The organism is Micromonospora sp. WMMD729 (assembly GCF_049315225.1).
Taxonomy (GTDB): Bacteria; Actinomycetota; Actinomycetes; order Mycobacteriales; family Micromonosporaceae; genus Micromonospora.
The window spans coordinates 4562590-4588589 of sequence record NZ_CP186059.1 but is presented as its reverse complement, the minus strand read 5'-3'; the positions used below and the strand labels follow the sequence as shown (position 1 = coordinate 4588589).

Here is a 26000-nt window from a genome sequence, read left to right as displayed (position 1 = left end):
CCACCGACGCCCCGGCCCGTCGCGGCGCCTGAGAGGATCATCGGGTGAGCCCGGACAACCCCGACCCTGAGCGGCACGCGGACATCTCCGACGACCGCCCCGCGCCGCCCCCACCGTCGGCCGCGCCGCCGCCGAACGAGTCCACCCCGCCCGCCGGGTCGGCGGTGCCGCCGTCCGCGCCGAACGAGTCGACCGCGTCCGGGTCGGCCGATCCGTCCGCGCCGAGCGAGTTCGCCGGGCCGCCGTTCGGGTCGGTTCCCGACGACAGTTCCGCGGTGACGGCGTACCCCATCGGGGTGGAGCCCGCCTTCGACGAGCCGCGCCGGCCGCTGCGGACGGTGGCCACGGTGCTCGGTGTCACCCTCGCGCTGGCCGTGCTGGGCGCGCCGCTCGGGTTGCTGTGGGCGGCGTTCGCGCCGGACACCCCGGTCCTCAAGACCGCCGAGGGGGCGATCTACGCCGAAACTCAACCGGAGCAGCCGATCGCCGCCGACGGCTGGTTCAGCCTCCTGGGGCTGGCGTTCGGCGTACTCGCCGCGCTGGCCCTGTGGTTCCTGCTGCGTCGGCGACGCGGCCCGGTCGGTCTGCTCGGCGCGGTGCTGGGCACGCTCGCCGCGGCCCCGGTGGCCTGGCAGGTGGGGCGGCGGATCGGGCTGGCGACGTTCGACCGGCTGTTGGCGACCGCCCCGGCGGGGCAGGCCTTCACCAAGCCCGCCGACCTGCGGGCCGGCGGGATCGACTGGCTCGGGCACGTGCTGCCGGTGCCGCACGGCAACCTGTTGCTGCCGGCGTTCGGGGCCGCCGTCACGTACACCCTGCTGGCCGGCTGGTCACGGTGGCCGTCGCTGCGCCCGGAGCCGGACCCCGCGACGTTCAGTTGGGTGTCGGCGGGGACGCCAGCTCCGACAACGGCACCGGAACCGCCCGCACCTGGCGCAGCAGAGCCGCCTCGCGGTTGAGCAGCCGCAGCTCGGCGCGCAGCCGGGCGGCGGTGTCGTCGATGGCGAGCAGCCGCTGCCGGTCGTCGACGGTCAGCGCGGCGGTGGCCGCCACCAGGTGCGACAGCACCGTCGGATCCTCCGGAAGCTGCTCGGAGATCTCCTCCGGGTCGGGGCGGATCAGGCTCAGGTACTGCCGGAACACCGCGATCACGCGGGCGGCCAGCAGGTCGGCCACCTCGTCCGGCCCGGTGGCCTCGGGCAGCCATTCCACCGCGGCCGTCAGGTACGGCGCGGAGGCGTCCTCGACGTCGGCGATCCGGAATCGACGGCGGCCGACCGTGACGATGTCGAAGCCGCCGTCGGCCAGCTCGGTGACCTGGCGCAGCTCGGCGGTGCAGCCCACCTCGTGCAGGGTGACGTCGCCGACGCCGTTGGTCGCGCGGGCGTCGGACCCGGTGGCGGCCACCTCCCAACCGGCCTGGATGGCCACCACGCCGAACTCGCGCGGCGCGCCCTCGGGCAGGTCGACGAGGTGCCGGACCAGGGCCCGGTAGCGCTCCTCGAAGATGTGCAGTGGCAGCACCAACCCGGGAAAGAGCACCGTTGCGAGCGGAAACACCGGCAGCCGTGCGGTCACGCCGTCGAGCCTAACCAATCCCGTCCGCGACGGCGTGGCCCGGCTCACCGTCCCGCCGAGCGGGCGGCTGGGGTGGGCGACGGGCGGGCCGCCTAGACTCGCAAGGGTGCTGAATCGGATCGACCTGCGCGACGGTCTCGGCGACCCGCGCCGTCTGCTGCCCCGTGCCCAGCTCGACGTGTCGGTGGCCGTCGAGCGGATCAAGCCGCTCGTCGAGGCGGTCCGCGAGCATGGGTACCCGGCGATCCGGGAGGCAAGTGAACGGTTCGACGGCATCTCGCCCGAGGTGCTGCGGGTACCCGTCGAGGCGATCACCGAGGCCGAGGGAGTGCTCGACCCGGCGGTGCGTACGGCGCTGCTGGAGTCGATCAGCCGGGCCCGCACGGTACACGCCGACCAGCGGCGCACCGACCACGTCACCCAGGTGGTGCCCGGCGGCACGGTCACCGAGCGGTGGCTGCCCGTCGACCGGGTCGGCCTCTACGTCCCCGGCGGCCTGGCCATGTACCCGTCGACGGTGGTGATGAACGTGGTGCCGGCCCAGGTGGCCGGCGTGCGCTCGCTGGTGGTGGTCAGCCCGCCGCAGAAGGACAACGGCGGCCTGCCCGACGCCCGGGTGCTCGCCGCGTGCGCGCTGCTCGGCGTCGACGAGGTGTACGCGGTCGGCGGCGCCCAGGCGGTCGCGATGCTGGCGTACGGCTCTGCCGTCGACCCGGGTGGTGAGCTGCGCTGTGAGCCCGTCGACCTGGTCACTGGCCCGGGCAACATCTGGGTGACCGCCGCCAAGCGGTTGCTGCGTGGCGTGGTGGGCATCGACGCCGAGGCAGGTCCGACCGAGATCGCTATCCTGGCCGACGACACCGCCGACCCGGCGCACGTCGCCGCCGACCTGATCAGCCAGGCGGAGCACGACCCGCTCGCCGCGAGCGTGCTGGTCACCCCGTCGCTGGCGCTCGTCGAGGCGGTCGAGGCGGAGTTGGCCCGGCAGGTGCCAGCCACCAAGCACGCCGAGCGGGTGACCACGGCGCTGACCGGCGAACAGAGTGGCGTGGTCCTGGTCGACGACCTCGAGGCGGGACTGCGGGTGGTCGACGCGTACGCGGCCGAGCACCTGGAGATCCAGACGGTCGACGCGCGGGAGTGGGCGCTGCGGGTCCGCAACGCCGGGGCGATCTTCGTAGGCGCCTGGTCGCCGGTGTCGCTCGGCGACTACTGCGCCGGCTCCAACCACGTGCTGCCCACCGGCGGCTGCGCCCGCCACTCATCCGGCCTGTCAGTGCAGTCGTTCCTGCGGGGGGTGCACCTCATCGAGTACACCGAGGCCGCGCTGCGTGACGTCGCCCCGCACGTGGTCACCCTGGCGACCGTGGAGGACCTGCCGGCGCACGGCCAGGCCGTGCAGGCTCGCTTCCCGGGGGAGTCCGCGTGAGCGGCCTCGACGATCTGCCGATCCGCGACGACCTGCGGGGCCTGTCGCCGTACGGGGCGCCGCAGCTCGACGTGGCGGTTCGGCTCAACACCAACGAGAACTCGTATGCGGTGCCCGAACCGGTCGTCGAGGCGATCGGCAAGGCGCTCGCCGCCGAACTGCGCGACCTGAACCGCTACCCGGATCGGGACGCGGTGGCGCTGCGCGCCGACCTGGCCGGTTACCTGGGGCACGGCCTGACCGTCGACCAGGTGTGGGCGGCGAACGGCTCGAACGAGGTCCAGCAGCAGCTTCTCCAGGCGTTCGGCGGGCCGGGGCGCAGCGCGCTGGGCTTCGTCCCGTCGTACTCGATGCACCCGCTGCTGTCCCTCGGCACCGGCACCCGGTGGGTGCCCGCGCGGCGCGGCGTCGACTTCGGGTTGACCGCCGACGAGGCGGTCGCCCAGGTCCGCGAGCACCGGCCCGACGTGGTCTTCCTCTGCTCGCCGAACAACCCGACCGGCACCGCGCTGGACCCGGCGGTCGTCGCCGCCGTGCTCGACGTCGCGCCCGGCATGGTGGTCGTCGACGAGGCGTACGCCGAGTTCGCCCGGCCCGGCACGGTCAGCGCCCTCGCGGTACTGCCCGGCCACCCGCGGCTGGTGGTGACCCGCACGATGAGCAAGGCGTTCGGCTTCGCCGGCGGCCGCCTGGGCTACCTGGCCGCCGACGCGGCCGTGGTGGAGGCGGTGCAGCTCGTCCGGCTGCCCTACCACCTGTCCGCGCTGACCCAGGCTGCCGCCCGCGCGGCGCTGGCTCACCGTGACGCCCTGCTCGGTACGGTGACCGCGGTCATGGCGCAGCGGGACCGGATCGTGGCGACGCTACGCGGTCGCGGTCTGCGGGTGGCCGACAGCGACGCCAACTTCGTGCTGTTCGAGGTCGGCGGCGACCAGGCCACGGTCTGGCGTGCCCTGCTGGAGAAGGGGGTGCTGGTCCGTGACGTCGGTCTGCCCGGTTGGCTGCGGGTGACCGCCGGTACCCCCGCCGAGACCGATGCTTTCTTGACTGCGATGGAGACTGTGCAATGAGCCGGACCGCCCGGGTGGAGCGGATCACCAAGGAGACCAAGGTCCTCGTCGAGATCGACCTCGACGGCACCGGTACGGCCGAGATCAGCACCGGCGTGGGCTTCTACGACCACATGCTGAACCAGATTGCCCGGCACGGCGGCTATGACCTGACCGTTCGCACGGTGGGCGACCTGGAGATCGACGCACACCACACGATGGAGGACACGGCCCTCGCGCTGGGCGCCGCGTTCGACCAGGCGCTGGGCGACAAGGCCGGCATCCGGCGGTACGGGTCGGCGACCGTCCCGATGGACGAGGTGCTGGTCCGGGCCGCGGTGGATCTGTCCGGCCGCCCGTACGTGGTGCACGACGAGCCGCTGCTCGCGCCGTACATCGGGCCGGTCTACGCGACGAGCATGACGCGGCACATCTGGGAGTCGTTCGGTCAGGCGGCCCGGGTGACCTTGCACGTCGATGTGCTGCGGGCGGCGCGTCCTGGTGGCCACCCGGACGCCCACCACGTGGTGGAGGCCCAGTTCAAAGCGGTCTCCCGGGCGTTGCGCGAGGCCACCGCGATCGACCCGCGTTCCGGCGGCGCGATCCCGAGCACGAAGGGCGCTCTCTAATGGGGGCCGCGCTGCCGACTCTGTTGTTGATCCTGGCCGGGGTGTTGGTCGGTGGGGCGTGGTCGCTGCACCGGCAGGGCGCTCCGCGTGGCGCCGTCGTGGTCACCGCCCTGCTGGCGCTGCTCGCCACGGCCGCCGGGGTGCTCCGGCTGATCCCGGAGTCGGGATCGTGACCGCCGAGGTGGTGGTGCTCGACTACGGCTCGGGCAACCTGCGCTCGGCGGAGCGGGCGCTGGCCGCGGCCGGCGCGACCGTCCGGGTGACCGACGATCTGGCCGCGGCGGCCGCCGCCGACGGCCTGGTGGTGCCCGGGGTGGGCGCGTACGCCGCGTGCATGGCCGGTATCGAGGCGCTCGGCGCGGGCCCGGTGATCGCGGAGCGGGTGGCCGCGGGCCGACCGGTGCTCGGCATCTGTGTGGGCATGCAGGTGCTCTTCGAGTACGGCGAGGAGCACGGGGTGGTGTCCAAGGGCCTCGGGCTGCTGCCCGGCGGGGTGACCCGGTTGGCGGCGCACCGGCTGCCGCACATGGGTTGGAACACGGTCCGCGCGCCCCGGGGTTCGGTGCTGTTCGCCGGGTTGCCGGCGCAGAGCCGCTTCTACTTCGTGCACTCGTACGCGATGGGCGACCCGGCGGCGCTGGCCGGCGCGGGCGCGGTGGTGACCACGGCCCACCACGACACCGACTTCGTGGCGGCGGTGGAGCGTGGGCCGCTGTCGGCGGCGCAGTTCCACCCGGAGAAGTCCGCCGACACCGGTGCCGCGCTGCTGCGCAACTGGCTCGCCACCCTACCCGCCGGTGACTGAGCGTCGGCGCCGCCCGGCGTCCGACCTGCGGGCCTCGCGGTGAGTCGGGAACGGGCCCGCCGACGGGCGGAACGTGAGGCGGAGTTGGCGCGGGAGCGGGCGGTCCGGCAGCGCCGGGTGGCCCGTCGGCAGCGCCGCCGCGCGGTGCTGCGTCGGTTGACGCCGCAGGTACGGCGGGGTCGTTCGGGTCGGCTGGCCCGGCACACGCGGGGCGAGCGCGCCGCCATCGTGCTGCTCACCGGCGCCGCGGTGATCCTGATCTGGACGTTCGTCGACGATCTGGCGCTGCGTGTCGCGCTGATCGTGCTGTTGCTGCTCGTACTGCCGGCGATCGTGGTGATCGCCCTGGACCGTCGTACCTGATCGAGGAGAAGACGTTGAGCCTCACCCTTTTACCCGCCGTGGACGTCGCCGACGGCCGGGCCGTCCGGCTCGTGCAGGGCGCCGCCGGCAGCGAGAGCGTCTACGGCGACCCGCTGGACGCGGCGCTGGCGTGGCAGCGCGACGGCGCCGAGTGGATCCACCTGGTCGACCTGGACGCGGCGTTCGGTCGGGGCACCAACGCGCACCTGCTCGCCGAGGTGGTACGCCAGTTGGACGTGCGGGTCGAGTTGTCCGGCGGGATCCGCGACGACGAGTCGTTGCGCGCGGCGCTGGGCACCGGGGCGGCCCGGGTGAACATCGGCACCGCCGCCCTGGAGGACCCGGAGTGGTGCGACCGGATCGTCGGGGAGTACGGCGACCGGGTCGCCATCGGGCTGGACGTGCGCGGTCAGACGCTGTCCGCGCGGGGGTGGACCCGCGACGGCGGTGACCTGTACGAGGTGCTGGAGCGCCTGGACAAGGCGGGGGCCAGCCGGTACGTGGTCACCGACATCACCAAGGACGGCACCATGCGTGGGCCGAACCTGGACCTGCTGCGGGACGTGTGCGCGCGGACCGACCGGCCGGTGATCGCCTCCGGCGGGGTGTCCACCCTGGACGACCTGCGGGCGCTGGCCACCCTGGAGCCGTTGGGCGTGGAGGGCGTGATCGCCGGTAAGGCGCTGTACGCGGGCGCGTTCACGGTGGCCGAGGCACTGCGCACCCTGGCCGAGGCGTGACCGTAACCCGGTTGGGTTCGGGCGGGCCGTGGGAGCAGAGCTACGGCTACTCCCGGGTGGTCCGGGCCGGTGACCTGGCCCTCACCGCCGGCTGCACGTCCACCGTGGACGGTCGGGTGGTGCACGTCGGGGACGCGGCGGCGCAGACCGCGCAGGCGCTGCGGATCGGGTTGGCGGCGCTCGCCGAGGTCGGCGTGGAGCCGGGTGACGTGGTCCGCACCCGGATGTACGTGACCGACCGGCTGCACGCCGACGAGGTGGGCCGGGCGCACAACGCCGTTTTCGGCGCGGTCCGACCGGTGGCGACGCTGGTGGTGGTGGCGGGTCTCATCGATCCGGACCACCTGGTCGAGGTGGAGTTGGAGGCGTACGTCGGCGACCGTTGAGCCCGGCCCGGTGGCCGGGGTCACGGCCGCCGTCCGCGCTGATCGGTTGTGCACAACTTAATTGCGGGCTACGGTTCAACGGTGTCCGATGACCTGGTGCTGCGCCGGCAGGTGTGCTTCGCGCTCTACGCCGCGTCGCGCGCCCTCACCGACGTCTACCGGCCGATCCTCGACGAGGTCGGGCTGACCTACCCGCAGTACCTGGTGCTGCTGGTCCTCTGGGAACGCCCCGACGATCCGCCCGCGGTGTCCGAACTCGGCGCCGAGCTGCGGCTCGACTCCGGCACGCTCTCCCCGCTGCTCAAGCGACTGGAGGGCGCGGGCCTGGTGGCCCGTCGGCGCTCGGCCCGGGACGAACGGCGGGTCGAGGTGAGCCTCACCGAGCAGGGCCGGGCGCTGCGGGAACGGCTCTGCGACGTCCCGCTGCGGATCGCCCAGGCCACCGGTCTGGGCCTCGACGAGCTGGTCGCGCTGCGCGACACCCTCACCCGGGTCACCGAGACCATCCACCGACAGAAGGAGCAGTGAGACTCATGAAGGTCCTCTACACCGCGTCCGCGACCGCCACGGGTGACGGCCGGGACGGCCACGTCGAGACCTCCGACGGCACCTTCGCCCTGGACCTGGCGTCGCCGAAGCAGTTGGGTGGCGAGGGTGGCGGCGCCAACCCCGAGCAGCTCTTCGCCGCCGGCTACGCCGCCTGCTTCCACAGCGCTCTGCGCATCGTCGGCCGCCGCGCCAAGGCCGACGTGACCGGTTCGGTCGTCTCCGCCGAGGTCGGCATCGGTCCGAACGGCAGCGGTGCCTTCGGCCTCACCGCGCAGCTCGTCGTCGACCTGCCCGCCGTTCCGCGCGAGACCGCCGAGCAGCTCGTCGAGCAGGCCCACCAGGTCTGCCCCTACTCCAACGCCACCCGCGGCAACATCGACGTCACGCTGACCGTCCGCGAGACCCTGGCCGCCTGAGCGTCGCGGCCCCGGACCCCACCCGCGTACGAGAGGACGACCCCCTGATGACCAGCAACCGCGAGATCCACCTGGCCCGCCGCCCCGAGGGCTGGCCCACCGAGGACATTTTCCGACTCGTCGAGACCGACGTCCCGACGCCCGGACCGGGCCAGATCGTGGTCCGCAACCAGTACGTCTCCGTCGACCCGTACATGCGGGGACGGATGAACGACGTCAAGTCGTACGTGCCGCCGTTCGCGCTCGACGCCCCACTGGACGGGGCCGCCGTCGGCGAGGTGGTCGCCAGCGAGTCGCCCGACATCGCCGTGGGCGACACCGTGCTGCACGGGCTCGGCTGGCGGGAGTACGCGCTGCTCGACGCCGGCCGCGCCCGCACGGTCGACGCGAGCATCGCCCCGGCCAGCGCGTACCTGAGCGTGCTCGGCATGCCCGGCCTGACCGCGTACGCCGGTCTGTTGGAGGTCGCCGCCATGAAGCCCGGCGAGACGGTCTTCGTCTCCGCCGCGGCCGGCTCGGTCGGCAGCCTGGTGGGTCAGATCGCCAAGCTCAAGGGCGCCGGCCGGGTGATCGGCAGCGCCGGCTCGGCCGCCAAGGTCGAGCGGCTGCGCGCGCTCGGCTTCGACGCCGCGTTCGACTACCACGACGGCCCGGTCCGTGACTCGTTGCGCGCGGCCGCCCCGGACGGCGTCGACGTCTACTTCGACAACGTCGGCGGCGACCACCTGGAGGCGGCGATCTCGGCCATGAACCTGCACGGCCGGGTCGCCATCTGCGGCATGATCGCGCAGTACAACGCCACCGAGCCGCCGGCCGCCCCGCGCAACCTGGCGCTGGTCATCGGCAAGCGGCTCACCCTGCGCGGGTTCCTGGTCAACGACCACAACAACCTGCGCGCGACGTTCGTCCAGGACGTCGCCGGGTGGCTGGGCGAGGGCAGACTCTCGTACGACGAGACGGTCGTCGACGGCATCGAGAACGCCCCGGCGGCGTTCCTCGGCCTGCTGCGCGGCGAAAACCTGGGCAAGATGCTCGTCCGGGTGTGACGTGCGCGTCCGGCGCGACGGTCGGCCCCCTCGGGTCGGCCGCCGCGCCGGACGCGGAGGATAGGCTGACGGCATGACGGTGGCGGTACGGGTGATCCCCTGTCTCGACGTGGACGCCGGGCGGGTGGTCAAGGGGGTCAACTTCCTCGACCTGCGCGACGCGGGCGACCCGGTGGAGTTGGCCGCCGCGTACGACCGGGCCGGCGCCGACGAGCTGACCTTCCTCGACGTCACCGCGTCCTCCAGCGACCGGGGCACCATGCTCGACGTGGTGCGCCGCACCGCCGAGTCGGTCTTCATCCCGCTGACCGTCGGGGGCGGGGTCCGGCAGGTCGGCGACGTCGACACGCTGCTGCGCGCCGGAGCCGACAAGGTCGGCGTGAACACCGCCGCCATCGCCCGGCCGGAGTTGATCGCCGAGATCGCCGACCGGTTCGGCCGGCAGGTGCTCGTGCTCTCCCTCGACGTACGCCGCGCGCCCACGGGCGACACGCCCAGCGGTTTCGAGGTCACCACCCACGGGGGCCGGCGCGGCACCGGCATCGACGCGGTGGGCTGGGCCCAGCGGGTCGCCGAGCTGGGCGCGGGGGAGATCCTGCTCAACTCGATGGACGCCGACGGCACCAAGGCCGGCTTCGACCTGGAACTGATCGGCGCGGTGCGGGCCGTGGTGGACGTGCCCGTCGTGGCCAGTGGGGGAGCCGGCGAGGTGGCGCACTTCCCGCCGGCGATCGGCGCCGGAGCCGACGCGGTGCTCGCGGCCAGCGTCTTCCACTTCGGCGAGCTGACGGTGGGCGAGGTCAAGGACGCCCTGCGCCGCAGCGGCCACCCGGTGCGCTAGCGGCTCCTGCAAAGGAGGACCACATGAACCGTGCCTTCCTGACCAGCACCACATGGCGCAAGAGCAGCCGTAGCTTGAACGGGAATGCCGAATGCGTCGAAGTTGCTCTGGCGTCGCATGCGGTCGGCATCCGTGACTCCAAGGACCCATGCGGCCCGTTCCTCGTCGTGACCGTGGCGGCGTGGACGGCATTCATCGACAGGGTCAAGCACGCCAGCCCGCGGCCTTGATCCACGCGACTCGAACACCGACGCCGCTGATCCGCTGCGGCTGCCTGCCGTGTCCCTGTGCTGGTGATACCTCAGAGCATCAAGATGACTCTCAGGTATCACGCGCGCGACCGCATCCGCTCCCACGGCGATGACCGAGGGTCACCGCCCACCGTCGGCGCAGGGTGACGGCGGACCCAGATGGTACGCGTCATGCGCGATCAGATCTGCGAATGCTCCGGCCCATGCCCAGCATCGGGCACGTGTGCCGCAGACCGGGCATCGCCCGTGTCGCGGTTCGTGCTCGGTCAGAATCCGCCACCAGCGGGTAAGTAGTTGTTCGGCGGGGGTGCACTCACCGCGCTCCACCCATGTTCGCGCGGATCGCCGCGACCGACACTTGCGCCTCGAAGCACCACCCGCCGGCACAATCCGGCATGGGGCCAGCACACGTGTGCCCTCGCAGCCGCACCATTCCGCCGACCGGCATATGGTCCACCACCACCGCCCACACCAGCTCGTCGCGGTTGGTCGGATTCGGGATGATCTCCCACGCCAGCAGGTGCAGCAGGGTGCCCGCAGGCACGTGAAGGCTGTCGGTCATGCTCGGCTCCGAGGGCAAGAGGTGGACATCACCGGAGGCGGCAGCGACAGGTCCGCCGATCCCGCCGGAAGCTGCTGCGCCAGCTGTACTGACACGTCGAGCCTGGCCGATAAGCTGCCCATACGGCAGGCGTGCGCGGTGTGCACACGCTCCTGCACACGCTGGGAGCCGACTATGGACGCTTTCGGGAAGTTGCTCAGACAGCATCGAGAGAGCGCCGGACTGTCCCTGCGACAGCTCGGTGCCATCATCCATTTCCAGTACAGCCACATCTCCCAGGTGGAGCGCGGCAACCGCCGCCCCACCGCCGCGCTGGCCACAGCCTGCGATCGGGCACTGAACGCCTACGGTGCGCTCATTGAGGCGTATCGCACTGACCACGCCGGTGCCATCGACCTGCATAGACGTACGATGCTGCGGGCCATGACGGCCTTGGCCGCCGCCCCAGCCGTCGCGCCTCTGGCTGGACTGGAGGCCCTTCGCCACGGCCTCGGCGACGCGGCGACTCCCGACCATGACGAGTGGGAGCAGATCGCCGCTGACTACGGCCACGGCTACTACCGACAACCTCGCCCCGCGTTGATGGCCCAACTGAGCGCTGACTTGACCGTGTTGCAACACCAGATCGCCGTCGTCGCCGGCACGCGCCGCCTTGGTCTCCTGCGAGTTGCCTCCCGCCTCTCCGTCATCGTCGCGTTGAGCCTCGTCGCGTCGGGCCAGGTCGTGATGGGCCGCCGCTGGTGGCAGACCGCCCATCGGGTTGCCGACGAGTCCGGCGACGCCGATACCCGGGTGTTGGTGCGGGCGTGGGATGTGGTGAACGGCTGCTACGACGGACGTCCACCATCGGCGGTCGTCGCATTGTCGGACGAGGTGGTGCCCCTGCTGGGTCGGCAGTCCACGTCAGCGGCGTGCGGGCTGCTCGCCGGCCGGGCGCAAGCCCTGTCGTTGGCCGGGCGGCATACGGAGGCGGTGGCAATGGTGCGGCAACTCGCCGATCTCGCCCAGCGGTTGCCGGCCGCGATCGTGCGGGACGTGGAGTCGCTGTGGGGGTGGCCGGAACATCGGGTCCACCACACCGAATCGTGGGTGTACACCCACGCCGGCCGGCTGGCGGACGCTGAGGTCGCGCAGGATCTGGTCCTCGGCCTGTATCCGGCCTCGCAGGTGCGGCTACGTGCCCAGGTCCAACTGCACCAGGCAGCCCGGCTGATTCGGGGCGGGCACATTGCCGACGGACTGCGGCACGCGGCCGACACCCTCGACGCGTTGCCAGCCCACCTGCACAACCATTCGCTGCGCTCGGTGGCCGCTCAGGTCACGGGCGCGGTACCCACGGTGGAACGGTCCAGGACAGGGTTCACTGATCTCGCCGAGCGGATTCAGGCTTAAGGCCCCGCCACGATGCCCGTGACGTTCACCGTGCATACCCCCGAATCGGCGCTCGGGGTGTTTCCGGCGCTGGTGCGTCTGTACGCGGTCGTCTACGCCGAACCGCCGTACACCGAGGGACCGGAGCAGGTGGCCGGCTTCGCCGGCGGCCTCCCCGACGAGTCACGACGTCCGGGGTTCACCCTCGTCGCCGCCGAGGACGCGGGCGATCTGGTCGGTGCGGCGTACGGGTGGACGATGGCCGCCGGCCGGTGGTGGACGCGTGCCGACATCGAGCCTCCCGCCGATCTTCGCGCTGCCGAGAAGTTCGCGGTCATGGAGTGGGTCGTGCGTCCCGACCGGCGCGGCGAGGGGATCGGCGCGGAACTCATCCGCCGGCTCCTCGACGGGCGGCCCGAACGGTGGGCGACCCTCGCGGCCAACCCGGCCGCACCCGCCCGCGCCGTGTACCGGCGCGCGGGGTGGCAGCAGGTCGGCGGATCGGCGATGCCCGACGGCACACCCATGCACCTGCTGGTCCTGCCGTTACCCCCTGTGCCGGTCCGGCGTCGCTGACCCCCGGCCGCATCCGCCGTGCTGAGCGACGACAGAGGTCAGTGGCCGCCGGAGTGGCCCTCGGGCGACCGGCGCGGGGTGGGGATCGAGCGGACCGCGTACTCCTGCACGGCCGCCGCGTGGTCGGCTTCGTCCAGGATCCAGTCGGCGTGACCCGGGGCGTGCCGGCGGCTCAGCACGCCCTGCACGGTGTCGACCATGGTGGCGACGCCGGCACGGGGTCGGCTGCGCCAGAGCTGCTCACCCTCGGCGGTGATGCGGAACCACCCGTCGGCGACGGTGACCAGGCCCGCGCCGACCAGCCGCTGGACCGCGGCCTCCACCTCGTGCCGTTCGGGAATCGCGTGGTTCAGGTGGTCGGCGGTGGACAGTACGTCGGTCAGACGTACGCCTTCCGGCCGGCGGCTGGTCGCGGAGCGTCGGTGCCGCCCGGCGCCGCTCGCGATGACCAACGACACGAAGATCCAGGCGTCGCTCCAGCGCCAACCGTTCTCCCCCATGCAGAGATGATGACGGCGAGCGACGCGGAAGGGAACACCCACCCTCCAACGAGCCCACTTCCACCAGCGCGGCGTGCCGGTGCGTGAACGGTCGGTGAACACCTCATCCGGCCGGGGTGGCCGGGGCACGCGACGGATCACCGGCGGTGACCGTCGATTCGTCGTCAGTGTCGTCGGCCTTGGCCGGGGGCACCGCGACGAGCGGGATGAAGAACTGCGCCAGCGGGCCGATGGCCAACGCGTACGCCACGGTGCCCACGCCGACCGTGCCGCCGAGTAGCCAGCCCAGCGCGAGCACGGTGATCTCGATGACGGTACGCACCAGGCGCACCGAGAAACGGGGACGACGGGCGACGAAGCCGGTCATCAGCCCGTCGCGGGGACCGGGGCCGAGGCGGGCGCCGAGGTAGAGCGCGGTGGCCGCCCCGTTGGCGACGATCCCGGTGATCAACAGGGCGATGCGGACGCCGAGGGGACCACCGGCGGGTAGCAGGACCAGGGTGGCGTCCACCACGAGGCCGACCACCACCACGTTGCTGACGGTGCCGAGGCCGGGCCGCTGGCGCAGCGGGATCCACAGCAGCAGCACCAGCGCGCCGACACCGATGGTGACCGTGCCGAAGGAGAGCCCGGTCAGCTCGGACAACCCCTGGTGGAAGACGTCCCAGGGGTCCAGGCCGAGGTCGGAGCGGACCATCAGGGCCATGCTCACCCCGTAGAGGACGAGCCCGGCGTAGAGCTGGCTGAGCCGACGTACCGGCCGCTCCCGCAGATTGCCAATCAGTGCCATGCATGCCACCCTAGGTGCCAATCCTCCCGGAGGAAGAAGCCAATATCCGAGGAGTGGCCATGACCGGTCAGGTGCGAGGGGTCCAATTGGCGCGGCTGCTGGGGCAGTGGCACGCCCTGCCGGGCCGTCGTCGCAGCCCCGACTACGCCGCGCTCGCCGGCGCGGTACGCGGGCTGCTCGCCGACGCCCGGCTTCCCCTGGGAGTCCGGCTGCCGGCCGAGCGTGAGCTGGCCGAGGCGCTGCGGATCAGCCGTACCACGGTCACCGCCGCGTACCGGGAGCTGCGCGAGACCGGCCACCTGGCCAGCCGCCGGGGCGCCGGCAGTTGGACGATGCTGCCCGGCAACCACCGGGTCGCCAGCACCGGCCTGTGGACCCCGTTGGACGACCGCGACATGATCGACCTCGGCGTCGCCGCGCTGGCGGCCCCGCCGCAGTTGCCCGCGGCCGCCCGGGCCGCCGTCGAGGATCTGCCCCGCTACCTGGGCGGCGCCGGTTACCACCCGACCGGCATCGGTGAGCTGCGCGAGGCGGTGGCCGCCGGCTACACCGCGCGCGGACTGCCCACCTCGGCCGACCAGATCATGGTTACCAGCGGCACCCAGCACGCCCTGGACCTGGTGCTGCGCCTGGCCCTGGCACCCGGCGGCAGCGTGCTGGTCGAGTCACCGACCTATCCCAACGCGCTCGCCGCGCTGGCCGGTCGGCGGGCCCGGATCACCACGCACGGTCTGTCCGCCGAGGCCGGTGGCTGGGAGCCCGACCTGCTCCTGGGCAGCCTGCGGCAGACTCGACCCAAGCTGGCGTACCTGATCCCGGAGTTCCAGAACCCGACCGGGCACCTGATGCCCGCCGCGTTGCGCGAGCGGGTGGTCGCCGCCGCCCACGCCGTGGGCACCGACCTGATCGTCGACGAGTCCTTCGTCGACCTGCCGTTGGACGGCGTCGAGCTGCCCCCGCCCACCGCCGCGTTCGACCGGCACTCGCGGGTGGTCAGCATCGGGGGAATGAGCAAGCCGTACTGGGGTGGCCTGCGGATCGGCTGGGTACGCGCCTCCGCGCCGCAGGTGCAGCGGCTGGCCGCCGTCCGGGTCGGCGTGGACATGTCCAGCCCGGTGCTCGACCAGCTCGTCGCGGTGCACCTGCTCGCCGACGCGGCGGCCATCGTCGCCGACCGGCGGGCGCAGCTCGCCGCCCAGCGCGACGCGTTGCTCGGCGCGCTGGCGGACCGACTGCCGGACTGGCGGGTGACCGTGCCGCGCGGCGGCGTGACCCTCTGGGCCGAGCTGGACGGCCCGGTCTCCAGCGCGCTCGCCCGGGCCGCCGAGGAGGTCGGCGTACGACTCGCGCCCGGGCCCCGGTTCGGTCTGGACGGCACCCTGGAACGTTTCCTGCGGTTGCCGTTCACCCTGCCGGCGGCCGAGCTGACGGAGGCGGTGGAGCGGATCGCCACGGTCCGGTACGACCTGGACCGCAGCGGCCGGCAACGGTGGCCGGAGCCGTCCGTCATCGCCTGAGCGCGAGGACGCCGGTGGCCCCGCACCCGAGCGGGTACGGGGCCACGACCGTCCGTTGCTACAGCTCGGCGAGGGTGCCGGCGTACATCTTGTCGATCTCGGCGGCGAAGTTGCCCTCCACGCCCCGACGCTTGATCTTCAGCGACGGGGTGATCTCGCCGTCCTCGATGGTCAGGTCACGCGGCAGGATCGCCACCTTCTTGATCGTCTCCCAGCGGTTGAGCTTGGCGTTGAGCTGGGCGACGTACTCCTCGACCATCGCCTGCGCCTCCGGCGAGGCGACGATCTCGGTGTAGTCGCGGCCCTCCAGCGGGCCGCCGGCCACCCAGCCCCGGATGGCGTCCGCGTCGAGCGTGACGAGCATCGTGCAGAAGTTGCGGGCCTGCCCGATCACCACCGCCTGCGAGGTGTACGGGCAGATGGCCTTGAACATGCCCTCGATGTGCGACGGCGCGATGTACTTGCCGCCCGAGGTCTTGACCAGGTCCTTCTTGCGGTCGGTGATCCGCAGGTAGCCCTGCTCGTCGAGGGTGCCGATGTCGCCGGTACGGAAGAAGCCGTCCTCGGTGAACGCGGCGGCGGTCTCCTCGGGCAGGTTGTGGTAACCGCGCATCACCGGCCGACCCCGCACCAGGATCTCGCCGTCGGTGTCGATCCGGCACTCCAGGTCGCCCATCGCCTTGCCCACCGTGCCGATGCGCAGCCCGTCCGGCGGGTTGACGAAGTTGCCGGCGCTGGTCTCGGTCAGGCCGTAGCCCTCCGAGATGGGCAGGTTGGCGGCGGCGAAGAAGGTGGCGATCTCCGGGCTCAGTGGCGCGGCGCCGGAGACCAGCACCCGCATCCGACCGCCCAGGCGGGCCTGGAGTTTGCTGAACACCAGCTTCTCGGCCAGCCCGTACCGGAACTTGAGCCCGGCCGGCACCGGCTTGCCGGCCTGCTCCAGCGCGACCTTCTCCTTGCCGACCTGCACGCCCCAGGCGAAGATCTTCGCCTTCGCGCCGCCGGCGCCCTGCGCGGTGGTCACCGCCCGGTTGTAGACCTTCTCGAAGACCCGGGGAGCGCCGCACATCAGCGTCGGTCGGATCACCGCGAGCAGGTCGACCAGCTTCTCCACCCGCCCGTCGACGTACGTCGGCAGGCCGACGTGGATCGCGCCGCAGAGCAGCGTCTTGCCGAACGAGTGCGCCAGCGGCAGCCACAGGTACTGCAGGTCGTCGTCGCGCAGCAGCCCGACGTCGGCCTGCGCCACCGCCTCCCAGCACCACCCACCGTGCAACAGCTCGACGCCCTTGGGCTGGCCGGTGGTGCCGGAGGTGTAGATCAGGGTGGCCAGGTGATCGGGGCCGATGCCGGCCACCAGCATGTCGATCAGGTCGGGCTCGTCGGCCAGTGCCCGGCTGCCCCGCTCTTCCAGCTCGGTGAGGGTGAGCTGGGGGATCGCGGCGTTCGGGTCGGGGGTGCCGTCGAAGAGCACCACGTGGGTCAGCGCCGGCAGGTCCGCTCCGGCGATCTTGGCGGCCTGCGCCGGGTTCTCCGCGAAGAGGACCCGCGAGGCGGAGTCAGCGATGATGTACGTCGCGTCCGCCGGCTCGGTGGTCGGGTAGACGGTGGTGGTCGCCCCGCCGGCGCACATGATGCCGAGGTCGGCGACCACCCAGTCCAGCCGGGTGTTGGCGAGGATCGCGACCGGGTTCTCCTGGCCGACGCCGAGCGCGTGCAGGCCGGCGGCGACCGCCTTGGCGCGCTGGCCGACCTGCTCCCAGGTCAACCAGTGGGGCCCCGAGTCGTCAGGGGTCGGGGACGCGAACGCGTGCCGGTCGGGGGTGGCCGCCACGCGCTTGAGGAACATGTCCGGGATGGAACGGTACGGTACATCGAGAGCCATCGCTGTAGCCGCCTTCGGGGGTGGTGGCGTGACGGTCGTCACGTCATTTCGGTTACCGAAGAGTATTGCCTGATACCGGGCATCGGCTAGTGCCGGTGATCGTCCGGCGGTCTCGTCCCGCCGACCGGAGCGCCGAATCAGGCGTAGCGGGCAGCCACCACCGACCAGTCGTAGGTGGCCCGGACCCAGTTGCGCCGCGCGGCCAACGGCGAGTGCAGTGCCTCGACCCCGCTGGCCAGCAAGCCGTCCTCCGCCGCCTGGTACGCCAGCAGCCCCTGATTGAAGCGGTCCGCCGCGGCCCGGAGGGCGTCCGTCTCGCCGAGGCCGCGCTCCTGGGCGATGACCGTCACCAGGTTGTGCGCGTCCGGATCGGACCGGCTCTCCTTGCCGTACGAGAAGAGGTCGTTGCACCAGCACACCAGGTCCACCGCCAGCAGATCCAGGGCGGCCAGCGCCGGATCGGCCCGCCGGGCCGGCCCGGGTGGCTGCTCCGACGCGAGATCGGTCAAGGTGAGACACGGGTGCACGCCGCCGATGTGCCGGCGCAGTTGGACGTACTCCGTCACCCCCGGCACCCGGCGTCGCTGCCGGTTGCTGGCCTCCCAGAGCAGGGCCAGCAGGTACTGGCGGACCTGGCTGACGAACCGCAGCAGCATCGGCGCCTGGCCCTCGGCCCGGGTCCGGCGGCACAGGTCGTGCAGCGCGGCGCCCAGCGGGCCGGCCTCCGGTGGCGGCGGGGCGTCCGGGTCGCCGGCGCGGTCCAGCACGCCGAGCAGGGTGGCGATGATCGGCGCCAGCCGGCCCGGATCGTCCCCGAGGCCGTCCTCGTCGCAGGCGTCGTCCATCACGAAGAGCCAGGAGATCAGGTCGGTGAGAAGGCGCAGCCCCCGCACCGGCCCGTCCGGGCAGGCTCGGCCCGCCAGACCGGCGGCGTCCGCCCGTCGCAGGCGATGAATGTGACCGGAATCGACCAAGCCGAAAGCGCGCGCCCACTCGACGCTCTCACTGGCCACCCCGTCCGTGAACTTGTGGCGCCCCGCCGTGAAGGAGGGTTCCCGTAGCGCCGAGATTGCGAAACTTCGCATCGTGTGCCCCCACATCGTGCCGCCCCGGCGCGGAACGGCGCGGTGAAGCGTACGGGAGGAGGTATCGGTGCGCATCGTTGGGACTGAGGCATTCGTCCGGCATTGCTGTGACCGATTAAGCGCAGAAAGTCACATCCCCAGGCTGGCGTTGCGCAACTGCCGGGCCGACGAGGCGGAGCCGTCGAGCTGCACCCGGGCGACCCGTTGCCGACCGGAGAGGAACAGGGTCAGTTCGGCCGGAGCGCCCACCACCCGCAGCCGGTCGCCGCCCCGGCCGACGGAGATCTCGCCGTACCCGGGCGCCTGTACGTAGAGGTCCGCCGGGAAGCGGCGCAGCGCCAGCCGGGCCATCGGGGCGGCCCGCTTCCACAGGGTGGCCTGGAGGCCACGCGGCAGCTCGCGCGGCTGCCAACCCGCGACCGCGCGCCGCACGTCCTCGTGGTGGATGAAGAACTCCATCGTGTTGACCAACTCGTCGGTCAGCGGGTTGCTGATCGGGCTCCACACCGGCGGTCGGCGTACCCGCGCCACCAGCTCCGGGTAGGGGCCGGCGGCGAGCCGGCGACGGACCCGTTCGGCGTACCCCCGCAGCGGCGCCAGCAGGATCCCGCCGGCCGCGTCCAGGCGGCGTTCGCGCAGCACCAGGTGCGCGGCGAGGTCGCGGGTCGCCCAGCCCTCGTTGATCGTCGGTGCGTCGGGCCCGAGGGCCAGCAGGAGATCGGCCAGCGCCTCGCGCTCGGCTCGGGCGTACCGCGACATGCGCCGATCGTAGGCCCGGACCTCCGTCGCCGCGCGTCGAGCCGGGCTCGCTCGTCCCGTTGCACCTGGCGCGGAGTACGTGATGGTCGACATATCCCGTCCGGGTCGGCGGCACCGGTCCGCACCGGTAAGGATGAGGTAGATAATTGTGGCTTACGGCGGGGGAGAGCGTGGCGAGCAGGACAAGCCGGGACGTGCTCGGCAGAGGGCTGGGGGTTCTGCGGCAGGCGATCCGCGAGCAGCCACGGATCTTCACGGTTGCCGTGGTCGGCAGCGTGCTGTTCGGCTCGATGGTCATCGTCAGCGCGTACGTGGTGGGCGCGGTGGTCGGCGACGTGGTGGTGCCGGCGATCGCGCGCGGCGAGGTCGGCGTCGGCACGCTGGCGCTGGCGGCGGTCGCCCTGTTCGGGATCAGCGTGCTGCGGGTGGTCGGCATCTTCGGCCGCCGGCTCGGGGCCGGTTACATGCAGTACCGGCTCCAGGCCGCCTACCGTCGCCGGGTCACCCGCCGCTACCTGGACCTGCCGCTGTCCTGGCACCACCGCAACGCCACCGGCACGCTGCTGTCCAACGCCAACTCCGACGTGGAGGCGGCCTGGTACCCGATCGCGCCGCTGCCCTTCGCGGTGGGCACGCTGGTGATGCTGGTCGGCGCGATCGTCTCGCTGTTCGCCACCGACTGGGCCCTCGCGCTGGTCGGACTGGCGGTGTTCCCGGCGCTGTTCGCGCTCAACGTCGTATACTCCCGCCGGATGGCGCCCCGCCAGGCCCGCGCGCAGCGGTTGCGCGCCGAGGTCAGCGGCATCGCCCACGAGAGCTTCGACGGCGCGTTGGTGGTCAAGACGATGGGCCGCGAGGCGCAGGAGACCGCCCGGTTCGCCGGCCGCGCCGGTGAGCTGCGCGACGCCCTCATCGCGGTCGGCCGGTTGCGCGGCGTCTTCGACCCGCTGCTGGAGACACTGCCCAGCCTCGGCACCCTGGCCGTGCTGGTGGTCGGGTCGTTCCGGCTGCGCCAGGGCGCGATCAGCGTCACCGAGCTGGTCAGCGTCGCCTTCCTCTTCACCGTGCTGGCCTTCCCGGTGCGGGCCATCGGCTGGGTGCTGGCCGAGCTGCCGCGCAGCGTCGCCGGCTGGGACCGGGTACGCCGGGTCCTCGACGCCACCGGCGAGATGCCGTACGGGCAGCGGGTGCTCGACCCGGCCACCCCGGGCCCGGCCACGCTCACCTTCACCGACGTGCACTTCTCCTACCCGCCGGCCGAGGCCCACGAGGCCGGTGCACAGGTGCTCGGCGAGGTCGGCTTCACCGTCCCGGCCGGCCGTACGGTTGCCCTGGTCGGGCCCACCGGCGCCGGCAAGTCGACAATCGCCTCGCTCGCCGTGCGCCTGGTCGACCCGGACTCGGGCACCGTCGTGCTGGACGGCGTGGACATCCGCGACCTGACCGCCGCGTCGCTGGCCGGCACGGTCGCGCTGGTGGCGCAGGTGCCGTTCGTCTTCGACGACACCGTACGGGCCAACATCGCCCTGGACCGGCCGGGCATCGACGACGAGGCCGTCTGGGCGGCGCTGCGCCTGGCCGAGGCGGACGGGTTCGTCGCGGCGCTGCCCGACGGGCTGGACACGATGGTCGGCGAGCGGGGTACCTCGCTCTCCGGCGGGCAGCGGCAGCGGCTCACGCTGGCCCGCGCGCTCGCCGGCCGGCCCCGCCTGCTGGTGCTCGACGACGCGACGAGCGCCGTGGACCCCCGCGTCGAGGCGGCCATCCTTGCCGGCCTGCGCTCCTCGGCCGGTGAGCCGGGGGTCCCCGCCGCGTCGATCCTCGTCGTGGCGTACCGCCGGGCCACCATCGCCCTGGCCGACGAGGTCATCTACGTCGAGCAGGGCCGGGTGGTCGCCCGGGGCACGCACACCGAGTTGCTGGCCACCGTGCCCGGGTACGTGGACCTGGTCACCGCGTACGAGCAGGCGGAGGTCGACCGCGCGCAGGAGCGCGCGTACGACGACGAGGTGGCGCCGCTGCCGTCGGGCCTGGAGATCGAGGTGGACCATTGAGTACGACGACGGTGACGACGGACGAGCGGGACGCGCGGACGGAGACGACCTGGCAGACGTTGCGGCGCGGGCTGGCGCTCTCGCCCGAGCTGCGGACCGGGCTGGCCGCCACCCTGGCCCTGGCCCTGGTCTACATGGTGGGCCGGGTGGCCGTTCCGGTGGCGGTGCAGCAGGGCATCGACCGGGGCATCGTCGGCGGTCTGAAGCTGGACGTCGTCTGGTCGGTGGTGGCGGTCACCGCGGCGATCCTGGTGGTCACCACCGCGTGCGGCTACCTGATGATGCGCCGGCTGTTCACGGTCAGCGAGACGGCGTTGGCGAACGTGCGGACGCGGGCGTTCCGGCACGTGCACGACCTGTCGATGCTGCACCAGCAGTCGGAGCGGCGCGGCTCGCTGGTGTCCCGGGTGACCAGCGACGTCGACCAGATCACCCAGTTCCTCCAGTGGGGCGGGGTGATCCTGCTGGTCAACCTGGGTCAGTTGGTGGTGACGACGGCCGTCATGCTGGCGTACTCCTGGCAGTTGACCCTGGTGGTGCTGGCGGCGTTCCTGCCTGCGGTGCTGGTCATCCGCCAGTTGCAGCGCCGCCTGGGCGCGGCGTACGCGACGGTGCGTCAGCGCACCGGCGCGTTGCTGGGCGCGATCGGCGAGAGCGTGGTGGGCGCGCCGGTGATCCGGGCGTACGGCATCGCGGGGCGCACCGAGCGGCGGTTGGACGACGCCATCGACGCCCAGCGGGTGGCCCAGCAACGGGCCATCCGGATCAGCATCGTGGGCAGCTCGGTCGGTGAGTTGGCGGCCGGGTTGGCGCTGGCCGGCGTGGTGGTGCTCGGTGTGACGCTGGGCGTGGACGGCACGCTGTCGATCGGCCAGCTCACCGCGTTCCTGTTCCTGGTGACGCTGTTCATCCAGCCGGTGCAGATCGCCACCGAGGTGCTCAACGAGGCGCAGAACGCGATCGCGGGCTGGCGGCGGGTGCTGGACGTGCTGGACGTCGCCCCGGACGTCGCGGACCCCGGGGAGCAGGGCCGGGACCTGCCGATCGGTCCGTTGGACATCCGGTTCTCGGGGGTGCGGTTCGCCTACCCTGGCGGCCCGCCGGTGCTGCACGACATCGACCTGGAGATCCCGGCGAAGAGCCGGGTGGCCGTGGTCGGCGAGACGGGCAGTGGCAAGACCACCTTCGCGAAGCTGCTCACCCGACTGATGGATCCGTCGGCGGGCGCGGTGCTGCTGTCCGGGGTGCCGCTGGCGCAGGTGCGCTTCGACTCGCTGCGCTCGCGGGTGGTGATGGTGCCGCAGGACGGGTTCCTCTTCGACGCGACGGTGGGGGACAACGTGCGGTTCGCCCGGCCGGAGCTGACCGACGAGGAGCTGGCGGCCGCCTTCACGGAGTTGGGTCTGGCGGACTGGTTGGACGGTCTGCCCGCCGGCCTCAACACCCCGGTCGGGGAGCGTGGTGAGGCGTTGAGCGTCGGGGAGCGGCAGCTCGTCGCGCTGGCCCGGGCGTACGTGGCCGATCCGGATCTGCTGGTGCTGGACGAGGCGACCAGCGCGGTGGACCCGGCGACGGAGGTGCGGTTGCAGCGCACCCTGGACGCCGTCACCCGGGGACGGACCACCCTGGCCATCGCGCACCGGCTCTCCACCGCCCAGGTGGCGGACGAGGTCATCGTGGTGGACCGGGGGCGCATCGTGCAGCGGGGTCCGCACGACGAGTTGGTGCGCGACGCCGACTCGGTCTACGGGCTGCTGTACGCCTCCTGGCTGGAGCAGACCAGGTAACGGGTCGGTGTCACGGGCTTCCGCTGGTGGACGGGGTGGTCCGGGTGCTCTACGCTCCGGTTAGGTAAGGCTAACCTTTGAAGGAGGTTGCGCCATGCGGCCCAGCCCCGCCGAGATCGTCCGTACCCTCGTCGCCGGTCGCCTGCCCGGCCTCGTCCACCTGGCTCGCCGCCCGGGTCCGCACCACGCCCGGCACGTGACCGACCCCGACGGCCGGGTGCTGCTGCTGGTGCCGGTCGCCAGCCACCTGGGCGGCGCGCTCCAGCCGGCCGCCGGGGGCACCGACGTCGCGGTGGTCCTGGACGTCCTCGACCTGCCGCCCGCGGCCGGCGCTCCCGGTCTCGGGCGGGCCTGGGTCTCCGGCTGGGCCGCCGAACTGCACGACGACGAGGCACGCCGGGCCGCGGTCGACTTCGCCGCCGTCGAGCCGACCGGTGACCTGCTCGACGTGGGCGGCCGGTTCCGGCTGTTCCGCTTCGAGGTGGCCGAGGTCCGCTGGGAGCGGGCCGGGGTCGTGTACCGGATCGACCCGGGGGAGTACGCCGAGGCGGAGCCGGACCCGATGCACCCGTGCGAAGCCCTGCTGCTGGCCGATTTCGCCCGGCACGACCCCGCCGCCGTCACCGACTACCTGCGCCGGCAACTCGGGCTGACCGAGCACACCCCGGACGGACCGCCGCGGGTGGTGCGCATCGACCGCTACGGGCTGGTGGTCGCCCTCGGACGCCCCGGCGCGCGACGCCGCGTCCGGCTGGCGTTCCCGTGCCCGCTCAGCGGCCCGGACGAGCTGGGCCGGCTGCTCCCGCCGCTGCGCCGCCCCGCCGACGCGTACCCGCCCCGCTGAGACGCAGCCCTAGATCGGCAGCGGCCCGGTCAGGTACCGCTGGACGCTGGGACCGATGGTGGCGACCAGGATCTCCGGATCGGCCGACGCGACCGGCTCCAGCCGCACCACGTGCCGGATCATGGCGAGCCCGATCAGCTGGGTGGCGACCAGCGAGCCCCGCATCGGTACCTCGGCCGGATCGACGTCGAGCTGGTCGAGCACCCGGCGCAGCACCTGCGTGGTGACGAACTCCCGCAGCAGCCGCGCGGTCCACTCGCTGTTCAGCACCGACCGCACCAGCGCCACCCCGGCGCTGCCGGCCGGCGAGTCCCAGATGCCGACGAAGGTCCGGACCAGCCGCTCGCCGACGCCGTCCTGGTCACCGGCCAGCACACCCGGCAGCAGCTCGGCGGGGTCCACCGGGAAGTTCATCGCGGCCCGGAAGAGCTGGTCCTTGGTGCCGAAGTAGTGGTGGACCAGCGCCGGATCCACCCCGGCGGTGGCGGCGATGGCACGGATCGGGGCGGCGTCGAAACCCCGTTCGGCGAACGTCGCCCGCGCCGCGTCGAGGATCGCCTCCCGGGTGTCCGGGTTGCCGGGTCGCCGGCCGGTACGCCGCGTCATCGCCGCCCCTCGCTCATCCGCTGACGCCGCCGGTCCGCCCGGCGGCGGGTGGCGACCCGCCCCGCGCGGGTCGCCGCCGGTCGGTCAGCCGGTGCGCCGGCGCAGCGTCGCCGCCGCGAGCACCAGCGCCAACACCACCGCGCCGAACACCACACCCACGTCCCGCCACATGGTCGCCGTCGGCTCGGCGTGGGCGCCGACCTCCTGCAACGCCTCGATGGCGTACGTCAGGGGCAGAGCGTCGCTGAGCCCCTGGAGCCAGCCGGCCATCTCGTCCCGGGCCACGAACAGTCCACACAGCAGGAGCTGGGGGATCACCACGACCGGGAGGAACTGTACTGCCTGGAACTCGGTGCGGGCGAAGGCGCTGCACAGCAGGCCGAGGGCGACCCCGAGCACCGCGTCGAGCACCGCGATCCCGATCACCAGACCGCTGCTGCCGAGCGTTCGCAGATCGAAGGCCCAGTACGCCAGCCCGGCCGCCAGGGTGGCCTGCACGGCGGCGGCCAGCCCGAACGCGATGCCGTACCCGAACAGCAGGTCGAGCTTGCCCAGCGGGGTGGTGAGCAGCCGTTCCAGGGTGCCGGAGGTGCGCTCGCGCAGCATCGCGATGCTGGTCACCAGAAACATGATCACGAAGGGGAAGGTGCCCAGCATGACCAACGCGACCCGGTCGAACACCGATGGCTGTCCCGGCGGTGTCGGCTTGTCGGCGTACATGTAGTAGACCAGCGTGAGCAGGACGGTCGGCACCACCACCAGCAGGGCGATGGTCCGCCGGTCGTGCCGGAGCTGGCGTAGGACGCGGCCGATGGTGGCCGCCAGGATCCGCCCGTTCATGAGTTTCCCCTTCCGGCGGACGCCTTCGCCTCGCCGGCCCGGATCAGCCGCAGGAACGCCTCGTCGAGGTCGTCCACCCCGGCGGCGGCGCGGATCGCGTCCGGACTGTCGTCGGCGATCAGCCGTCCCTCCCGGATCAGCAGCAGCCGGTCGCAGCGGGCCGCCTCGTCCATCACGTGACTGGACACCAGCAGGGTGGTGCCGGCGGCGGCCATGGCGTGGAACCGGGCCCACAGATCGGCCCGCAGCACCGGATCCTGACCGACCGTCGGCTCGTCCAGGATGACCAGTTCCGGGTCACCCACCAGGGCGCAGGCCAGCGAGGCCCGACTGCGCTGGCCGCCGGAGAGGGTGGCGACCAACTGGCCGGCCGCCTGGGCCAGCCCGACGGCGGTGACCGCCTCGTCGGCCTCGGCCCGGCCGCGCCCGTACAGGGCCGCGAAGTAGCGGGCGTTCTCCCGCACGGTCAGGTCGGCGTAGACGCTCGGCGCCTGGGTGAGGTAGCCCACCCGGTGTCGCAGCGCCGGTGCGCCCGCCGGCTGGCCCAGCACGGTCACCGTGCCCGAGGTGACCACCTGCACGCCGACCACCGCGCGCATGAAAGTGGTCTTGCCGCTGCCGCTGGGCCCGAGCAGACCGGTGACGGCGCCCTGCGGGACGGCGCAGGTGATGCCGTCCAGCACTCGTCGCCCACCCCGATCGACCACCAGGTCGCGGACGCCTATCGCGTCGTCCATCGCGC

Annotated in this window: 30 protein-coding genes; 20 read left to right on the top strand and 10 right to left on the bottom strand. The window is 72.8% G+C overall.

The window, feature by feature from the left end; all coding sequences use genetic code 11:
- Positions 1-44 precede the first annotated feature (44 nt).
- Entirely contained in the window at positions 45-959 is a 915-nt protein-coding gene (locus ACN263_RS20845) for a DUF2567 domain-containing protein (protein ID WP_422736052.1), read from the top strand.
- On the opposite strand, the gene ACN263_RS20840 is transcribed toward ACN263_RS20845, so the two are convergent.
- A complete protein-coding gene (locus ACN263_RS20840; RefSeq protein ID WP_422736051.1) occupies positions 874-1578 on the bottom strand; it encodes an LON peptidase substrate-binding domain-containing protein in 705 nt (234 codons plus the stop codon). The genes ACN263_RS20845 and ACN263_RS20840 overlap by 86 nt on opposite strands.
- A gap of 106 nt (positions 1579-1684) precedes the next feature.
- On the opposite strand from ACN263_RS20840, the gene hisD reads away from it, so the two are divergent.
- The 13 genes from hisD (at position 1685) to ACN263_RS20775 (ending at position 10061) form a co-directional block, all read left to right on the top strand.
- Positions 1685-3007, top strand: a complete 1323-nt coding sequence (gene hisD / locus ACN263_RS20835; RefSeq protein WP_422736050.1) for a histidinol dehydrogenase — start codon at positions 1685-1687, stop codon at positions 3005-3007.
- A complete protein-coding gene (locus ACN263_RS20830) occupies positions 3004-4077 on the top strand; it encodes a histidinol-phosphate transaminase (protein ID WP_422736049.1) in 1074 nt (357 codons plus the stop codon). Before hisD ends, ACN263_RS20830 begins: the two co-directional genes overlap by 4 nt.
- Complete coding sequence (gene hisB / locus ACN263_RS20825; RefSeq protein WP_422736048.1) at positions 4074-4685, top strand: imidazoleglycerol-phosphate dehydratase HisB; 612 nt, start codon at positions 4074-4076, stop codon at positions 4683-4685. The genes ACN263_RS20830 and hisB overlap by 4 nt, the downstream gene beginning before the upstream one ends.
- Positions 4685-4858: a hypothetical protein gene (locus ACN263_RS20820; RefSeq protein WP_266244462.1), complete on the top strand. Its 174-nt coding sequence runs from the start codon at positions 4685-4687 to the stop codon at positions 4856-4858. Before hisB ends, ACN263_RS20820 begins: the two co-directional genes overlap by 1 nt.
- Complete coding sequence (hisH, locus tag ACN263_RS20815) at positions 4855-5490, top strand: imidazole glycerol phosphate synthase subunit HisH (protein WP_422736047.1); 636 nt, start codon at positions 4855-4857, stop codon at positions 5488-5490. Before ACN263_RS20820 ends, hisH begins: the two co-directional genes overlap by 4 nt.
- 39 nt (positions 5491-5529) lie before the next feature.
- Entirely contained in the window at positions 5530-5853 is a 324-nt protein-coding gene (locus ACN263_RS20810) for a hypothetical protein (RefSeq protein WP_422736046.1), read from the top strand.
- Positions 5854-5867: 14 nt separating this feature from the next.
- Positions 5868-6593, top strand: a complete 726-nt coding sequence (gene priA / locus ACN263_RS20805) for a bifunctional 1-(5-phosphoribosyl)-5-((5-phosphoribosylamino)methylideneamino)imidazole-4-carboxamide isomerase/phosphoribosylanthranilate isomerase PriA (protein ID WP_422736045.1) — start codon at positions 5868-5870, stop codon at positions 6591-6593.
- Positions 6590-6979, top strand: coding sequence for a RidA family protein (locus ACN263_RS20800; RefSeq protein ID WP_422736044.1), 390 nt, complete (start codon positions 6590-6592; stop codon positions 6977-6979). The genes priA and ACN263_RS20800 overlap by 4 nt, the downstream gene beginning before the upstream one ends.
- 81 nt (positions 6980-7060) lie before the next feature.
- Entirely contained in the window at positions 7061-7507 is a 447-nt protein-coding gene (locus tag ACN263_RS20795) for a MarR family winged helix-turn-helix transcriptional regulator (protein WP_422736043.1), read from the top strand.
- Between the two features lie 5 nt (positions 7508-7512).
- Positions 7513-7944: an organic hydroperoxide resistance protein gene (locus ACN263_RS20790; protein WP_422736042.1), complete on the top strand. Its 432-nt coding sequence runs from the start codon at positions 7513-7515 to the stop codon at positions 7942-7944.
- Positions 7945-7991: 47 nt separating this feature from the next.
- Positions 7992-8990 (top strand): NADP-dependent oxidoreductase, encoded by a 999-nt coding sequence (locus ACN263_RS20785; protein WP_422736041.1) that lies wholly within the window; start codon positions 7992-7994, stop codon positions 8988-8990.
- A 73-nt stretch (positions 8991-9063) separates the two neighbouring features.
- Positions 9064-9831 carry an imidazole glycerol phosphate synthase subunit HisF gene (gene hisF / locus ACN263_RS20780; RefSeq protein WP_422736040.1) on the top strand — a complete coding sequence of 256 codons (768 nt, stop codon included), beginning with the start codon at positions 9064-9066 and terminating at the stop codon, positions 9829-9831.
- Between the two features lie 23 nt (positions 9832-9854).
- On the top strand, positions 9855-10061 hold the full coding sequence (locus tag ACN263_RS20775) for a DUF397 domain-containing protein (protein ID WP_422736039.1): 207 nt from the start codon (positions 9855-9857) through the stop codon (positions 10059-10061).
- 334 nt (positions 10062-10395) lie between these two features.
- Here ACN263_RS20775 and ACN263_RS20770 read toward each other — a convergent pair whose 3' ends face one another.
- Positions 10396-10644, bottom strand: a complete 249-nt coding sequence (locus ACN263_RS20770) for a hypothetical protein (RefSeq protein WP_422736038.1) — start codon at positions 10642-10644, stop codon at positions 10396-10398.
- A gap of 174 nt (positions 10645-10818) precedes the next feature.
- Here ACN263_RS20770 and ACN263_RS20765 point away from each other — a divergent pair, with 174 nt between their 5' ends.
- Both ACN263_RS20765 and ACN263_RS20760 read left to right on the top strand, forming a co-directional pair.
- A complete protein-coding gene (locus ACN263_RS20765) occupies positions 10819-12036 on the top strand; it encodes a helix-turn-helix domain-containing protein (RefSeq protein ID WP_422736037.1) in 1218 nt (405 codons plus the stop codon).
- 12 nt (positions 12037-12048) lie between these two features.
- Positions 12049-12591: a GNAT family N-acetyltransferase gene (locus ACN263_RS20760; protein ID WP_422736036.1), complete on the top strand. Its 543-nt coding sequence runs from the start codon at positions 12049-12051 to the stop codon at positions 12589-12591.
- A gap of 38 nt (positions 12592-12629) precedes the next feature.
- On the opposite strand, the gene ACN263_RS20755 is transcribed toward ACN263_RS20760, so the two are convergent.
- Positions 12630-13091, bottom strand: coding sequence for a hypothetical protein (locus tag ACN263_RS20755; RefSeq protein ID WP_422736035.1), 462 nt, complete (start codon positions 13089-13091; stop codon positions 12630-12632).
- Between the two features lie 103 nt (positions 13092-13194).
- Complete coding sequence (locus ACN263_RS20750) at positions 13195-13881, bottom strand: YczE/YyaS/YitT family protein (protein WP_422736034.1); 687 nt, start codon at positions 13879-13881, stop codon at positions 13195-13197.
- Positions 13882-13940: 59 nt separating this feature from the next.
- Between ACN263_RS20750 and ACN263_RS20745 the strand changes: the two genes are divergently transcribed.
- Positions 13941-15398: a PLP-dependent aminotransferase family protein gene (locus ACN263_RS20745; RefSeq protein WP_422736033.1), complete on the top strand. Its 1458-nt coding sequence runs from the start codon at positions 13941-13943 to the stop codon at positions 15396-15398.
- A 58-nt stretch (positions 15399-15456) separates the two neighbouring features.
- Here the strand turns inward: ACN263_RS20745 and ACN263_RS20740 are convergent, their stop codons facing one another.
- The 3 genes from ACN263_RS20740 to ACN263_RS20730 form a co-directional block, all read right to left on the bottom strand.
- Positions 15457-17283, bottom strand: a complete 1827-nt coding sequence (locus ACN263_RS20740; RefSeq protein ID WP_422736032.1) for an AMP-dependent synthetase/ligase — start codon at positions 17281-17283, stop codon at positions 15457-15459.
- A gap of 137 nt (positions 17284-17420) precedes the next feature.
- Entirely contained in the window at positions 17421-18176 is a 756-nt protein-coding gene (locus ACN263_RS20735; RefSeq protein WP_422736031.1) for a terpene synthase family protein, read from the bottom strand.
- Between the two features lie 321 nt (positions 18177-18497).
- Entirely contained in the window at positions 18498-19127 is a 630-nt protein-coding gene (locus ACN263_RS20730) for a TIGR03085 family metal-binding protein (protein ID WP_422736030.1), read from the bottom strand.
- A gap of 170 nt (positions 19128-19297) precedes the next feature.
- Here ACN263_RS20730 and ACN263_RS20725 point away from each other — a divergent pair, with 170 nt between their 5' ends.
- The 3 genes from ACN263_RS20725 to ACN263_RS20715 all read left to right on the top strand — a co-directional run bounded on the left by ACN263_RS20725 (position 19298) and on the right by ACN263_RS20715 (position 23812).
- The gene (locus ACN263_RS20725) at positions 19298-21181 is read left to right on the top strand and encodes an ABC transporter ATP-binding protein (protein WP_422736029.1); all 1884 of its coding nucleotides are present in this window, start codon (positions 19298-19300) and stop codon (positions 21179-21181) included.
- Positions 21178-22968, top strand: coding sequence for an ABC transporter ATP-binding protein (locus tag ACN263_RS20720; protein WP_422736028.1), 1791 nt, complete (start codon positions 21178-21180; stop codon positions 22966-22968). Before ACN263_RS20725 ends, ACN263_RS20720 begins: the two co-directional genes overlap by 4 nt.
- Positions 22969-23062: 94 nt before the next feature.
- Positions 23063-23812, top strand: a complete 750-nt coding sequence (locus ACN263_RS20715) for a DUF2470 domain-containing protein (RefSeq protein WP_422736027.1) — start codon at positions 23063-23065, stop codon at positions 23810-23812.
- Positions 23813-23821: 9 nt separating this feature from the next.
- Here the strand turns inward: ACN263_RS20715 and ACN263_RS20710 are convergent, their stop codons facing one another.
- The 3 genes from ACN263_RS20710 to ACN263_RS20700 form a co-directional block, all read right to left on the bottom strand.
- Positions 23822-24418, bottom strand: a complete 597-nt coding sequence (locus ACN263_RS20710) for a TetR family transcriptional regulator (protein ID WP_422736026.1) — start codon at positions 24416-24418, stop codon at positions 23822-23824.
- An 84-nt stretch (positions 24419-24502) separates the two neighbouring features.
- The gene (locus tag ACN263_RS20705) at positions 24503-25258 is read right to left on the bottom strand and encodes an ABC transporter permease (RefSeq protein ID WP_422736025.1); all 756 of its coding nucleotides are present in this window, start codon (positions 25256-25258) and stop codon (positions 24503-24505) included.
- The gene (locus ACN263_RS20700; protein WP_422736024.1) at positions 25255-25995 is read right to left on the bottom strand and encodes an ABC transporter ATP-binding protein; all 741 of its coding nucleotides are present in this window, start codon (positions 25993-25995) and stop codon (positions 25255-25257) included. The genes ACN263_RS20705 and ACN263_RS20700 overlap by 4 nt, the downstream gene beginning before the upstream one ends.
- Positions 25996-26000: the final 5 nt, after the last annotated feature.